The following is a 13,601-nucleotide window of genomic DNA, read 5'->3' on the forward strand; positions in this document are numbered from 1 at the left end:
CGCCCCGCTCCAGCAAGGAGACCGCATGACCGCGGCCTGACCCGAACGTGCCCCCGGACGTGGTGAGAGTGGCGGCAGCACGCAGGAGCTAACTCGAGAGCCCGCTATGAGCAGACGGGGTCAAACCGTCGACGCTCGATCCTAGACACCCGACATGCTCCAGCCGAACAGATCGTCATGCGGTAACCAACCCGCGAATGTCAGCCTGACACTGCAGTCGCAAAGGACTCGCCACCACGGTCACCACAACCGGCCGGCACACGATGAGCGGCCCCCGGGAACCAAAACCCAGAAGCCGCTCATCCCTGCTCTCTTGACAACCAGACCTACATATCAGCGGTCCCGGCGGCGGCGCCGGACCAGCACGATGACCAAAATTCCGGTCACCGCACCCACCACCGTTTCCACCGCACGTTCCGTGATGAGCACGCGCGGGTCCGCCGGGGCGGCCAGCTGCGTCATCAACAGGATCACCGGGGTGAAGGACACCATCGCCAGGCCGTAGTGCCGGGTCATGAACAGTTCGGTGGTGAACTGGAAGACGATGACCAGCACCGCGATCACGGCGGCTTCCGCACCCGGAAAGAACGTCAGCGGCGCCCAGGGGGCCGGAAGAAGTACGACGGCGACGACCACTAGTCCCAGGAAGGTCCCCACCATGCGGTGGAGGCCGCGGTGCACGCTGCTGGGCAGGTCGGCCCCGGCCAGCGGAACCGCTGCGGCGGCCATGGCCCAGTGGGGGTGGCCGCTGCCGCTGAGGACGCCGATGGTGCCGGCAGTTCCTACTGCCAGCACATACCGCGTCGCGTGGATCACTGCCGCGTGCCGCCGCAGTCCGCTCAAGGGTGCCGCGGCCCGGACCGCTCCCGGCTGCCACCTTCGGCCGCGCACCCAGCCGCCAAACCCGATGACGATGGAAAACGCCGCGGAGGCAGCCGCGATGAGGAGCGCCGCGAACCAGGGGACGGTTGTGGGGACGGAAGCGCAGGCGCCCAGTGCAAGGATTCCGAAGAACGGGCCGTTGGGCTTCAGGTTGACCCTGTCGGAGAACACCGAACCGACGCCGGCCAGGACGGCTTCGACACCCACCAGCCACCACGAATGCAAGTGGTTGACGGACAGGAAGATGCCGACCCCAACCCCGCTGAGCAGGACCAGCGCTGCCTGGGCCTGGTGCGTGAGGCGGAGCTGGTGGGGTTCGGACCGCCCGTACATTCCCGTCAGGGCGCCGAACACGCCGTAGATGATCAGGTCCGGTCGTCCCAGGAACAGGAGGGCCAGCGAGGGAACCGCCACGCTCACGGCAACCCGCAGGGCAGACAGGTGATCGTTGTTGGCGGGGCCGAGGCTGTGCAGGGCGCGGAGATGCCGCAGCAGGGCGTGTGCCATGCGAACCTCCGATCTTCCGTCCGTAATCTTCTGCCGCAAAAAGTCTGCCAGACGCGCCGGAGGCCTGCTTTGCACGCTGTCACAAAGGAACATGGTGCAAAGCAGGCCTCATCGGGCGGGGTGCTGGACTACAAGGTCAGGCCTTCGCAGGAACCTTTTCGGTTTCCCGCAGCTCGTCCTCGAACGGCATGTCGTCCAGGTTGATCAGCGGGTTCTCGTCCTGGGTGGCCACGAGCTCATGGGCCTCCGCCTTGGTGTCCACGCTGGGCATGGAGCCCGGCAGGGGACGGTTGGCCGATTCCTTCAGGAAGTAGATGGCCACTGCGCCAATGGCCGAGGTAGCCATCAGGTAGTACGCCGGCATCATGTCGTTGCCGGTCGCCGTGATCAGCGCTGCCACGATGAACGGCGTGGTGCCGCCGAAAATCGCCACGGAGAAGTTGTAGGCGATGCCCATGGCGCTGTAGCGGCTGGACGTGGGGAACTGGGCCGGCAGGGCCGAGGCCAGGTTTGCCACGTAGAACGTCACGGGGAAGGCGATCAGTGCCAGGCCGGCCAGGGTGGACCAGATCTCGCCGACGCCGATCAGCAGGAAGGCGGGAGTTGCCAGCACAATGGTGCTCACGGCGCCGATCCACAGGACCGGGCGGCGTCCGATGCGGTCCGAAAGCTTTCCGGTCAGCGGAATGCACAGGCTCATGACGACCAGCACGGGGATGGTCAGCAGCGTGCCGTGGACGGGATCGTAGCCCTTGGACTCCGTAAGGTAAGTCGGCATGTAGGAGGTCAGTGCGTAACCGGCGGTGTTCGCCGCTGCCACCAGGATCATGGCCACAATGATGGGGCGCCAGTTGGCCTTCACCACGCCCACCGGGCCCTTGGCGGCAAGGTCGGAGGACTTGGCCGCGTCCTTGCTGAGTTCTTCCTGCGCGTCCAGGGTTGCCTGGAACTGCGGGGATTCCTCAATCTTGCTCCGGAAGTACACGGCGATGAGGCCCAGGGGACCTGCGACGAGGAACGGAATGCGCCAGCCCCACTCTTCCATGGCGGCCTGGCCCATGGTCAGCTGGAGGGCTGATACCAGGGCGGCGCCGATGGCGAAGCCAAGGTAGCTTCCAAGGTCCAGGAAGCTGGCGAAGAACCCGCGGCGCTTGTCCGGGGCGTACTCGCTCACGAAGGTGGTGGCTCCGGCGTACTCGCCGCCGGTGGAGAACCCCTGCACGATCTTGAGCAGCACCAGCAAGGCGGCCGCCCACAGTCCGATCTGCGCGTAGCCGGGCAGGAGGCCGATGGCGAACGTGCTAGCAGCCATCAGCATCAGGGTTGCTGCCAGGACCTTCTGGCGGCCCACCTTGTCACCGAACCAGCCGAAGATCACTCCGCCAAGCGGGCGGGCGATGAAGGTGGCGGCAAACGTGCCCAGCAGGAACAGCGTCTGCGTGGACGGATCGGATTCCGGCAGGAACACCGGACCCATGGTGGTGATCAGGTAGCCGAACACGCCGACGTCGTACCACTCCATGGTGTTACCCACGATGGTTCCGCCGAGTGCTTTCTTTAGCATCGGCTTGTTGACGACGTTGACGTCGGAGACTTTGAGTCTGCGGCGAGGCAACAGCCTCGGCTTCTTGGCGCCCTGGGGCGTAACGCCCTCAGGCAAAATATTGTCGGTTCCGCGGGCGTTGTCCACGCCTGCTGAAGAGTCGGTCATGCTTCGGTCTTTGGGCATTTGGGCTTCTCCCATGGAGGTCATTTGCTTGCGACTTGTAGCTGCCCCGCTCCGGGCAGGCTTTCAATTTTACGCGACTTCCATGGAGTTTCCGAGTTTGGTGGCGTATGATCCGGTGTTCCGGGCCTGATAGGGGACCGAAACGGAACTTATTTTGCGCCGTTTCACCGCGCCAGCACTGGAAACCCGGGCGAACTGCGCATCGTTACCAAATATTTTCCGATGAACCGGCCAAAAAAGCCCCAAACGCGCCGGATTCGGCGCTGAGCGCCCACCCGCCCGGCCCTCCGTGCATGCCCTGAATCCCTCCCGGGAGCGGGGGTTCCCAACCGGCCGGATCACTGCCTAAGGTTGACCCATGGGAGGCGTACTTCCGTGTTGATCCCCGGCCGACCCCCGTCCGTCGTGACTTCTCCACCGCGATCTTGCAGCGTGTGCGTCCGCACCTCATCACCGCCACCCGATTCCGCACCACAAGGAGAGCACCGTGAACGATAAAGACAGCACCCAGAGCGCCGAACAGGCAACCGGCCAAAGCACCGAAGCGCAGGCAGCCGGCACGCCGGACGCGGACGCGCAGAACGCCGGCAAGGGCATCAAGTCGCGGCTGACGGACGCCCAGCGCGAAATGCTGGCCAGCAAGTCCCGCGGCGGTGCCGGTTCGCAGAGCGTGTCGCACGGCCACAAGCCAACGCAGGCAAGCGGCAAGCAAGGCCCTGCCCAGAAAAAAGTCCGCTGGTAGCGCCTGCAGACAAGCAGTAACTGCAGTCCTACTATTGGTGGACACTTCATTTCAATGCGGAAAGGAAGAGCACAATGGCTGAGAACAATCCTGAGGGGCAGCTGGAGCCGGAGCTCGCCGGCCACCTGGCGGAATCCATGGACGAGGTACCCGCACCGGAGACCGAGCCGGTCGAAACCCCAGCCTCGGCAAACGGCCCCAAATGGCCGGACGGCAGCGGGAAACACAAGCACCCCAAGGATCGCGGCACCTTGCACGGCCGCGAGCACGAGACTGCGGTGGGCGCCATCCACCGGACCAGCCGGCCGCAGATTCCGCACCACGATTAGTTGCCCGCCGTAGCACCGGCTTCCCGTGCTACGGACCCGCCAATGCCCCCGGTGCCGCCTGCAACAGGCGGGCACCGGGGCATTTCCGTGCCCTCCCGCGGTGACGGATCAGCCGGACTCCGCCACGACGTCGTCGGCGTTCTTGTCCAGGCGCCAGCCGCGCCACACCGGGTGCCGGAGCTTCCCGCCGCCGGTCCATTCCCCGTAAGTCACTTCACCCACCATCCGGGGCGTGACCCAGTGCGCGTCGGAGGCGTCCGCGGCCGGAACTTCGGCGAAAGGGGAGGTCTTCCTGGCGAGTGTGTCCACCTGCAGCCGCAGCTCCTTCAGCTCCCGGTCGCTGAATCCGCTGCCCACGCGTCCCACATAGCGCAGTGTGGCGCCGTCGGGTATGCCCACCAGCAGGGACCCCACCGATCCCTGCCGGGACCCCTTGCCGGGGCGCCAGCCGCCCACCACCACTTCCTGGGTGCGCTCGAACTTGAGCTTCAGCCAGGATCTGGTGCGCTCGCCGCTGACATAGCGGCCGTCAAGGCGCTTGGCCATGATCCCCTCAAGCCCCAGTTCCCGTGCGCTTTCCAGAATGTGCTCCACCTCGTGGTCCAGGACTTCGGACAGGTGCACGGGGCAGCCGTCCGGCCAAACCAGCCGCTCCAAACGCTCCCGGCGCTTGCGGAGCGGCAGCCTGCGGAGGTCCTCGCCGGCGTCGGACAGCAGGTCGAACACCATCAGCCGGACCGGCGTCGCAGCCCGCGCTTTGGCGACGTCGGCCGCTTTGGTCAGCTTCATCCGTGTCTGAAGCAGTCCGAAATCAGGCCTCCCGGAAGGGCCGACGGCGATGATCTCGCCGTCGGCGGTGAAGCTCTGCTCCGGCCAGCAGGCGCGGTCGGTCAGTTCGGGGTAGCTTGCGGACATGTCATTGCCGTTGCGGCTGATGAGGCGGATCCGGTCGGCGTCTCCAATGATCAGGGCACGGATGCCGTCCCATTTCAGTTCGAAGTGCCAGTCCATGCCGCGAAGATCCGCCGGGGTCCCGGCGCTGGCGAGCATTGGCGTGAAGTCAGGCAAGGCAGAAGGCGCCGGCGGCGGCGCCTCAGCAGAGCTGGCGGCTGAGCCGCCGTGGGAGGTGCGGGCGGAAGCGGGCGGCGGCCCCTCCTTTTCCTTTGGCTCTGCCGGGGCGCCGGTTGCTGAAGAGGCACCTGCGGCTGCCGGAGCCCCGTGCCCCCTGCGGTCCATCAGATGGATCAGCCACTGGGCCTGCTCTGGCGACTTTGACGCGTCGCTGTCCCGGCCGGTCCTGATCAGCGCGAACTTCCGGGTACCGCCGAGCCCGCCGCCGTCAGCCCCCGTGAGGGTGGCGATGACTTCCTTGCCCGCGATCCATTTGTCGCATTCGTAGTAGCCGTGGTCCCAGACGGTGACGGTTCCGGCGCCGTACTGGCCTTTTGGGATGGTGCCTTCGAAATCGAGGTAGTCCATGGGGTGGTCCTCGGTCTGGACCGCCAGGTGGTTCTGCCCGCCGGAAGTGGGTACGCCCTTCGGCAGCGCCCAGGAGACCAGGACGCCGTCCCGCTCCAGCCGGAAATCGTAATGCAGCCGGCTGGCGTGGTGCTCCTGGATGACGAACCGCTCCCTGATAGTGCCCGCGCCGGGGTCGGCCCGGTGCCGGTCGGCGCTGAACGGCTCCGGGGTCCCTTCCGGATCCCGCATGGAGCGGTACTTTTCCAGCCTCGGGTCGGTGCTGCCGCCGTCGGCCGTTGCGCTGCCGCGGTGCCCGGACCCGCTATCGGGACTGGCACCGCCGGGACTGCCGCCGTCGGGATGGCCTTCAACGTGGCCGCCGCCACGGGAAACCACCGCGAACGGATCCTTTCCGTCCTTGACCCGCCGCATGACCTCCCGGTAGTCCAGCTGCTTCAGCCTGGGGGAGGCCAGTTCACTCCAGGTCCTTGGCGCGGCCACCGTCGGACGGAGCCGGCCGCGGAGGGAGTACGGGACGATGGTGGTCTTGGCCGCGTTGTTCTGGCTCCAGTCCACCAGAACCTTGCCGGTGCGGAGCGTCTTCTTCATGTCGCTGACGGCAAGGTCCGGGTGGTCGGCTTCCAGGGCGCGGGCAAGTTCGTGGGCGAAATCGGAGATCTGGTCTGAGCTCTGCGTGCCATCGAGGCCGGCATAGAGGTGGATGCCCTTGCTGCCGCTGGTCACCGGAACGGGATCCAGGCCAACGTCCTTCAGGATGGCGCGGGCAAGCCGGGCCACTTCGACGCACTCCGCCAGGCCGGCTCCCTCGCCGGGATCCAGGTCCAGCACCAGGCGGTCGGGGTTCATGGGATTCCCGTGCGGGTCCACGCGCCACTGGGGGACGTGGATTTCAAGCGAACCCATCTGGGCCAGCCAGGTCAGCGTGGCGGCGTCATTGACCAGGGGGTACTGGTTGCTGCGCTCCTTGTGGCGGATGGAGGCACGTGGAATCCAGCCCGGGGTGGATTCCTCCAGATTCTTCTGGAAGAACATCTGGCCCGGCGCCTCCGCGGTTCCCACGCCGTTGACCCAGCGCTTGCGCGTGGCCGGCCGGTTCGCGGCGGCGGGGATCAGCACCGGGGCGACCGCGGCGTAGTACGCCAGGACATCCGCCTTGGTGGTTCCCGTCTCCGGGTACATCACCTTGTCCAGGTTGGTGACCACCAGTTCGCGGCCCTGGACCCGGACACGTTCCCTACTGCCTGCCAAAGGTCTTCACCTCCGGGCAAGTCTGGGGTTCACTTGATCCATGAGAGCCATCTGGAAAGGCGCTATCGCATTTGGGCTGGTCAACGTGCCGGTCAAGGTCTACAGCGCCACCGAGGACCACGACATCGGACTCCACCAGGTCCACAACGCAGACGGCGGGCGGATCCGCTACCAGCGCCGCTGTGAGGTATGCGGCGAGATCGTGGACTACGCGGACATCGACAAGGCCTACGAGGAGGACGGCCGCACGGTGATCCTCACCCGCGACGAACTCAAGTCCATCCCCGCGGAGAGCAGCCACGAGATTGAAGTGGTGCAGTTTGTCCCGTCCGAGCAGCTCGACCCCATCATGTTCGAGAAGAGCTACTACCTCGAACCCGACTCCAAGTCGCCCAAGGCCTATGTGCTGCTCCGCCGTGCACTGGAGGACACTGACCGGGTGGCCGTGGTGCAGTTCGCCCTCCGCGAGAAGACCCGGCTGGGCGCCCTGCGGATCCGGGATGATGTCCTGGTGCTGCAGTCCCTGCTGTGGGCGGACGAAGTGCGGGAAGCGGCGTTCCCCGCCCTGGAAACGTCCGTCCGCATCTCCGCCCAAGAACGCGAGATGTCCGCGGCCCTGGTGGACTCCATGGCCGGGGACTTTGAACCGGGCCAGTTCACGGACGACTACCAGGTGCAGCTCCGCAAACTCATCGACGCCAAGATCGAGCAGGGCGAGTCCCTGGACACGGAACAGACGTTCGGTGCCGAGGCCGTCGAAGCGGGCAGCGGGGAAGTGATCGACCTGATGGAAGCCCTCAAGCGCAGCCTGGAAAAGAAGCGGGGAAGCGGCAGCGGCGACGCGGCCACGGCCGACGACACCGCGGAAGCTCCGGCGAAGGCGACCCGCGCCAAGGCTCCCGCCAAGGCTCCCGCCAAGGCTGCTGAAAAGGCCTCCGCCGGAACGGCACGCAAGGCCTCCGCCGGAACGGCACGCAAGGCGGCCGCCGGAACGGCAGGCAAGGCCGATGCAGCCAAACCCGAAGCCAAAGAACCGGCGAAGAGCCGGCGTAAGGGGGCCTGACCCGCGGTTACCCATTGCTGCCGGTCAGGAGTTTCTGAGCGCTGAGATGAGCTCGCTTTTCTTCTTGGAGGAGTAGCCGGTGAGCCCGATTTCCTTGGCGCGCTCCTTCAGCTGGGCCACCGTCCAGTCTTCGTAGTCGCCGGCCTTGCCGCCCTTGCGGCCCACTGCGGAGCGCCCTTTATTGGCGGCGGCGTTGGAAATCCGGGCTGCCTTCTGCTTGGAGGCGCCGTCTTCACGGAGTTCTTCGTACAGCTCCGGGTCCTTGAGGCTGGGGTTCTTTTTCTCAGGCATGGCCGGCCGGATCCGATGGTTCAGCGTCGTCAATGAAAGGGTCCACCCCTGCCGGGCGCTGCGGCGAAGGGGTCGGTGTGTGCGGCGGCTGCGCGTGGGCTGCGAGTGGGGCGGCCTCGTGCGCGTGGTGCGCAGGTGCGTTCGCCGCGAAGCCGGCCTCTTCCTCGGTTTCCTCGACTTCTCCGTTGTCCACGGCAGAGCGCCAGGCGCCCGTTTCAATACCGCGTGCCTCGATGAACTGCTTGAACCGCTTCAGATCGGCGCTGACCTGGTGGCTGTCGGCGCCCACTGCGGAGCCGGCTTTCTCCACCAGCCCCTCGGGCTCCCATTCCAGCGCTACGGTGACCCGGGTGTGGTCCGGCCCGAGGGGTTCGAAGGAGACCTCCCCGGCGTTGCGCGGCTTGTCCGTGCTGACCCAGGCGATGCGCCGGTCCGGCAGCTGCTCAGTGATCTGGGCGCTGTATTCGCGCCTGACTCCACCGATGTCCGTCCGGAAATGCAGGGACGTCTCGTCGATCTGCTCAACGGACTCCACGCCCCGCATGAACTCCGGAAAGGACTCGAACTGCGTCCATTGGTTGTAGGCGGTGGACACGGGAACATCCACCTCGATGGTTTCCTGCAGAGTAGCCACTTTTCATCCTCTTTCAGCCCGGACGTGCCCCCGATTGCGGGAGTGTTGAGCGGCGTGTCGCCACAATGCCACGCTAATCGGGCCGCCAGGCAAACACAAGGATTTACTAAGGCTGCTTAGTTCAGCCGGCAGGGAGTCAAAAACCGGGAGTTAAAAGCAGCGGCCGGCCCACGCGCCGCGTGCCCGGAAGACGGGACTTATCGTGGCGCAGCGGGCCGGCCGCTGACTGCTGGTACCGGAGGCGGGCTGTACTAGTCCGCCGTGCCGCTACTCGGCGTCGTGATCGGTTTCCAGGATCTGGACCAGGTGGTCCAGGGCGGTGTCGGCGCCGTCGCCCTCGGCGCGGAGGACCACAACGTCGCCGTGCGATGCACCCAGGCTCATGAGGGACAGGATGCTCGCGGCGTCCATGGCCTCGTCGGCCGGTTCGCCCTGGCGGGCAATGGTGATCTCGTGCGGGTATTCGCCGGCTGCCTCGGCAAAGATGGCGGCGGGGCGGGCGTGCAGGCCCACGCGGCTGGCGATGGTGGCGGTGCGTTCGAACATGTGTGCTCCTTGGATATCAGGTCGAGACAGGTGGTTGGGAAGTCTTCCGAACCGGGTCAGACAGTTACTGGAACCGGCTCCACGGTATCAACGGTCTTGCGGACGGCCCAGCGCTTGAGTGCGATCACTGCCAGGGCGGTGACGACGGTGCCGACGAGGATCGAGACAACGAACATCACGAAGTTGTCGATGGCGAAGAAGACGAAGATTCCGCCGTGCGGGGCCTTCGAGCCTACGCCCGCTGCCATGGAGATGGCGCCGGTCACGGCTCCGCCGAGCATGCTGGCCGGGATCACACGGAGCGGGTCGGCCGCGGCGAACGGGATGGCGCCTTCGGAAATGAAGGACGCTCCCAGCAGCCAGGCGGCCTTGCCGTTTTCACGCTCGGCCAGGCTGAAGCGCTTCTTGTCCAGGACGGTGGAGGCGAGGGCCATGGCCAGCGGCGGAACCATGCCCGAGGCCATGACGGCTGCCATGATCTGCCACGGTGCCTGGTTGTCCAGGGTTGCGGCACCCAGGCCGGCGACGGCGAAGGAGTAGGCAACCTTGTTGACCGGGCCGCCGAGGTCGAAGCACATCATGAGGCCCAGGATGACGCCCAGTGCGATGGCGCTGGCACCGGTGAGGCCGGAGAGCCAACCGTTCAGGCCCTTGGTGATGGCAACGATCGGGGCGCCCAGGATCAGGAACATCAGGCCGGAAGCCACCAGGGAAGCCACCAGCGGAATGATCACCACGGGCATCAGGCCGCGCAGCCAGCGGGCCACCTGGATCCTGCCGATGGAATGGGCGATGTAACCGGCCAGGAGGCCGCCCACGATGCCGCCCAGGAAGCCTGCACCCATGAACCCTGCCACGGCGCCTGCCACGAAGCCTGGTGCGATGCCCGGGCGGTCGGCGATGCCGTAGGCGATGTAGCCGGCCAAGGCAGGGACCAGGAAGCCGAGAGACAGGGCACCGATCTTGAAGAGCACGGCACCGAGGTAGGCGCCGAGCGGACCCCAGGCGTTTTCAGGGTATTCGGTGGGCAGGTTGAAGATGCTGTTGTCCACCACGATGGCGTCGGCGAACTGGGTGATCAGGTAACCGCCCATCAGGAAGCCCAGGGCGATCAGGAGACCGCCACCGGCCACAAACGGGATCATGTAGCTGACGCCCGTGAGGAGCGCCTTCTTCAGCTTCTGGCCGATGTGCTCGCCCTTTTCGCTGGCCTCTGCTTCAGCCTGCTCTTCAGCGCCGTAATGCGGGACCCGCCGGGCGTTGGGATTGTCCGCGGCGGCCAATGCCTCCTGGACCATCTTGTCCGGCTCGTCGATGCCGCGCTTGACCGGAGCGTTGATCACCGGCATGCCGGCGAAGCGCTCCTTGCCGCGGACATCCACGTCCACCGCGAAAATCACGGCATCGGCGGCTGCGATCACCGCGGGGTCCAGCGGTTTGGCGCCGGAGGAACCCTGGGTTTCCACCTGCAGGTCCACGCCGACTTCCTTGGCTGCGGCAACGAGGGAATCGGCTGCCATGTAGGTGTGGGCGATGCCCGTGGGGCAGGCCGTCACGGCCACGAGGCGCTTGGGGCCCCTTCCGCCGGCACCAGCAGCGGCACCGGTGGCGGCACCGGCGGACGGTGCTGCTGCTGCGGTCGCTGTTGCGGGTTCTGCGGCGGCCGCAGGCTTGTCGGCCAGGGCGCCCTCCACCAGTTCAACAATGTCGGCCTGCGTGGTGGCTGCGCGGAGCGCCGCAGTGAAGTCCTTCTTGATCAGCGAGCGGGCCAGCTTGGACAGGAGCTTCAGGTGCTCCTGGTCTGCACCTTCGGGGGCTGCGATGAAGAAGATCAGGTCCGCCGGGCCGTCCTTGGCGCCGAAGTCCACAGGCTGTGAGAGCCGGGCCATGGCCAGGGTGGGCACCGTCACCGCGGTGGAGCGGCAGTGCGGAATGGCAATTCCACCAGGAACGCCGGTGGCGGTTTTGGACTCCCGGGCAAAGGCGTCCGTGAAGAGGCCTTCCGCCTCGGTGGCGCGGCCGGTGGCGGCAACCCTGCCGGCCAGATGGCGGATCACGTCCTCGGGCGAATTGCCCAGGTTCTGGTCTAGCTCGACCAGATCAGTAGTAATGAGCTGAGTCACTGTCAGTCCTTCCGGAGGGCCGTGATGGTTACGGCATCAGGGGTGGTTTGGTGGACCGCCGGAACTGTGGAGCCCGGCAGGGAGGCGGCGGCGGCACCGTGTGCCACAGCCTGACGGAGGCAGTCGGCCGGGGCGGCGCCCCGGCTGGAGGCGAGCAGGTAGCCGGCCAGGGAGGAATCTCCCGCACCGACCGTGCTCACGGCTTTGACCGGCGGATGCGTGGCCAGCCACGCGCCGTCGGACGTTACGAGTACTGCACCTTTGGAACCGAGCGTTGCCAGCACGGCACCTACACCGGAACGCACGACGGCGGCGGCGGCTGCCGCGGCAGCCTCCGGATCCGCTTCCAGTTCGTCAGCGGTGGACGCCGTGGCGAAACCGGCTGCGGCAGCCAGTTCAGCCAGTTCTTCGGCGTTGGGCTTGAGGAGGTCCGGCATGCCTGCCGCGTCGCCTGAGACGGCGGCGGCGAGGGGAGCGCCGGACGAGTCGACGGCGATGCGCGGGGCAGTCTGTCCTGTGCCGTTGCCGTCGTGTGTGGAGCGCAGCCGCCGGGTGACGGTGGCGTAGAAATCGGCCGGAACCCCGGGTGGGAGCGAGCCGGCCAGGACAACCCAGCTGGCGCCCCGGGAACGTTCCAGCAGCAGCCCGATCAGGGCTTCCTGCTGGTCTTCGCTCAGCACCGGGCCGGGTTCGTTGATCTTGGTGGTGACGCCATCCGGCTCCGTCAATGCCACGTTGGTACGCAGCGGCTCGTGGATGGGGAGGGCGGCGAAGGGAACGCCGCTGTCACGAAGCCCCGCAAGTACGGGATCGGAGTCGCCGCCCGGGAGGACCGCCACTGTTTCCAGTCCGGAGGCCACCAAAGCGCGGGAGACGTTGACGCCTTTGCCCCCGGATTCCTGGCGGACGGAGATGGCCCGCTGCACTTCCCCGCGCAGCAGGGGCGAGGGGAGGCTGACGGTACGGTCAAGGCTGGGGTTTGCGGTGAGGGTGACAATCATGCGATCACCACGTCCACGCCGGCGTCAGCAAGCGCCGCTGCGAGTTCCGGGCTGGGTTCACTGTCTGTAATCAAGGTGTCCAGATCTTTCAACGAGGCGAACTGGACCAGCGTTTCCGCATCCAGCTTGGACGAATCGGCCAGCACCACAATGCGGCGTGCCGATTGGACGAAGGCAGCCTTGACGGCGGCTTCTTCAGGATCGGGCGTGCTCAGCCCGAAGGCCGAGTGGATTCCGTTGGCGCCGATGAAGGCGATGTCCGGACGAATCTTGTGGGCGGCTTCCACGGTGGACTGACCCACGGCAGCCTGGGTGAGGCCGCGGACCCTGCCGCCCAGGAGGTGGAGTGCGATGCCCGGTTCGCCGGCGAGTTTCGCGGCGATGGGGATCGCATGGGTGATGACCACCAGTTCATTCTCCGAACCGGCGGACGGGGAAGCGGCGGGATCGGCGAGGCGCAGGGCGATCAGGTCCGCCAGGGCCTCCGTGGTTGAGCCCGCGTCCACCAGGATGCTGCCGGCCGGGCTTTGCGGGATGAACGCCAGGGCGGCCTCGGCGATGCGCAGTTTCTCCGGCTGCCGCTGGATGGTCCGCTCAAGGATGCTTTCCTCGGTGGTGCTGATGCGGTCCGGGGCGACGGCGCCGCCATGGACCCGGCGCACGCTTCCGGCTGATTCGAGGGCGGCAAGGTCCCGCCGGACGGTTTCGGTGGTGATGTTGAAGCGCTCGGCAAGGGCGGTGACGCTGGCGCGGCCGCTCTCGGCGACTAGACCTGCGATCAGCTGCTGGCGCTCCTCGGCGAACACTTACCCTCCATTGCGTAAATACTGCGGGTCCTGCAAGGACGAAGCTTCAGTTACTAGCGTCAGTGATTGGCGTCAGTGACTGCCATCACATGATGTTGAATTGTTTGACTTTATCTTTGTTCTTGTTGGTTTGTCAATGAAAACAACACGAACAAAGATGATTGCTTCCGTGAACGCCGGAAGCCGGGCCGGACCGTGGTGGTCTGGCCCGGCTTCCG

12 protein-coding genes are annotated in these 13,601 nt (G+C 66.5%); 3 read left to right on the forward strand and 9 right to left on the reverse strand.

Annotated elements, in window-relative coordinates; all coding sequences use genetic code 11:
• Positions 1–333: 333 nt before the first annotated feature.
• On the reverse strand, positions 334–1,389 hold the full coding sequence (locus TV39_RS01255; protein WP_043477230.1) for an FUSC family protein: 1,056 nt from the start codon (positions 1,387–1,389) through the stop codon (positions 334–336).
• 136 nt (positions 1,390–1,525) lie between these two features.
• On the reverse strand, positions 1,526–3,118 hold the full coding sequence (locus tag TV39_RS01260; RefSeq protein ID WP_043477429.1) for an MFS transporter: 1,593 nt from the start codon (positions 3,116–3,118) through the stop codon (positions 1,526–1,528).
• Positions 3,119–3,605: 487 nt separating this feature from the next.
• Here TV39_RS01260 and TV39_RS01265 point away from each other — a divergent pair, with 487 nt between their 5' ends.
• Positions 3,606–3,860, forward strand: a complete 255-nt coding sequence (locus TV39_RS01265; RefSeq protein ID WP_043477232.1) for a hypothetical protein — start codon at positions 3,606–3,608, stop codon at positions 3,858–3,860.
• A gap of 74 nt (positions 3,861–3,934) precedes the next feature.
• Positions 3,935–4,189, forward strand: a complete 255-nt coding sequence (locus tag TV39_RS01270) for a hypothetical protein (RefSeq protein WP_043477234.1) — start codon at positions 3,935–3,937, stop codon at positions 4,187–4,189.
• A 108-nt stretch (positions 4,190–4,297) separates the two neighbouring features.
• Here the strand turns inward: TV39_RS01270 and TV39_RS01275 are convergent, their stop codons facing one another.
• Entirely contained in the window at positions 4,298–6,919 is a 2,622-nt protein-coding gene (locus TV39_RS01275; RefSeq protein WP_043477236.1) for an ATP-dependent DNA ligase, read from the reverse strand.
• A gap of 40 nt (positions 6,920–6,959) precedes the next feature.
• Between TV39_RS01275 and ku the strand changes: the two genes are divergently transcribed.
• Positions 6,960–7,982 carry a non-homologous end joining protein Ku gene (gene ku, locus TV39_RS01280; protein WP_043477238.1) on the forward strand — a complete coding sequence of 341 codons (1,023 nt, stop codon included), beginning with the start codon at positions 6,960–6,962 and terminating at the stop codon, positions 7,980–7,982.
• A 24-nt stretch (positions 7,983–8,006) separates the two neighbouring features.
• Here the strand turns inward: ku and TV39_RS01285 are convergent, their stop codons facing one another.
• The 6 genes from TV39_RS01285 to TV39_RS01310 all read right to left on the reverse strand — a co-directional run bounded on the left by TV39_RS01285 (position 8,007) and on the right by TV39_RS01310 (position 13,383).
• Positions 8,007–8,273: a DUF7218 family protein gene (locus TV39_RS01285; RefSeq protein ID WP_043477239.1), complete on the reverse strand. Its 267-nt coding sequence runs from the start codon at positions 8,271–8,273 to the stop codon at positions 8,007–8,009.
• Positions 8,266–8,907, reverse strand: coding sequence for an SRPBCC family protein (locus TV39_RS01290; protein ID WP_043477241.1), 642 nt, complete (start codon positions 8,905–8,907; stop codon positions 8,266–8,268). The genes TV39_RS01285 and TV39_RS01290 overlap by 8 nt, the downstream gene beginning before the upstream one ends.
• Positions 8,908–9,174: 267 nt before the next feature.
• Positions 9,175–9,453, reverse strand: coding sequence for an HPr family phosphocarrier protein (locus tag TV39_RS01295; protein ID WP_028270626.1), 279 nt, complete (start codon positions 9,451–9,453; stop codon positions 9,175–9,177).
• A 56-nt stretch (positions 9,454–9,509) separates the two neighbouring features.
• Positions 9,510–11,576, reverse strand: coding sequence for a PTS fructose transporter subunit IIABC (locus TV39_RS01300; protein WP_043477243.1), 2,067 nt, complete (start codon positions 11,574–11,576; stop codon positions 9,510–9,512).
• Positions 11,577–11,578: 2 nt separating this feature from the next.
• Positions 11,579–12,577 carry a 1-phosphofructokinase family hexose kinase gene (locus TV39_RS01305; RefSeq protein WP_043477246.1) on the reverse strand — a complete coding sequence of 333 codons (999 nt, stop codon included), beginning with the start codon at positions 12,575–12,577 and terminating at the stop codon, positions 11,579–11,581.
• Complete coding sequence (locus TV39_RS01310) at positions 12,574–13,383, reverse strand: DeoR/GlpR family DNA-binding transcription regulator (protein WP_043477249.1); 810 nt, start codon at positions 13,381–13,383, stop codon at positions 12,574–12,576. Before TV39_RS01310 ends, TV39_RS01305 begins: the two co-directional genes overlap by 4 nt.
• Between the last annotated feature and the right edge of the window lie 218 nt (positions 13,384–13,601).

The sequence above is a fragment of the Arthrobacter sp. SPG23 genome, assembly GCF_000876655.1.
Lineage (GTDB): Bacteria > Actinomycetota > Actinomycetes > Actinomycetales > Micrococcaceae > Arthrobacter.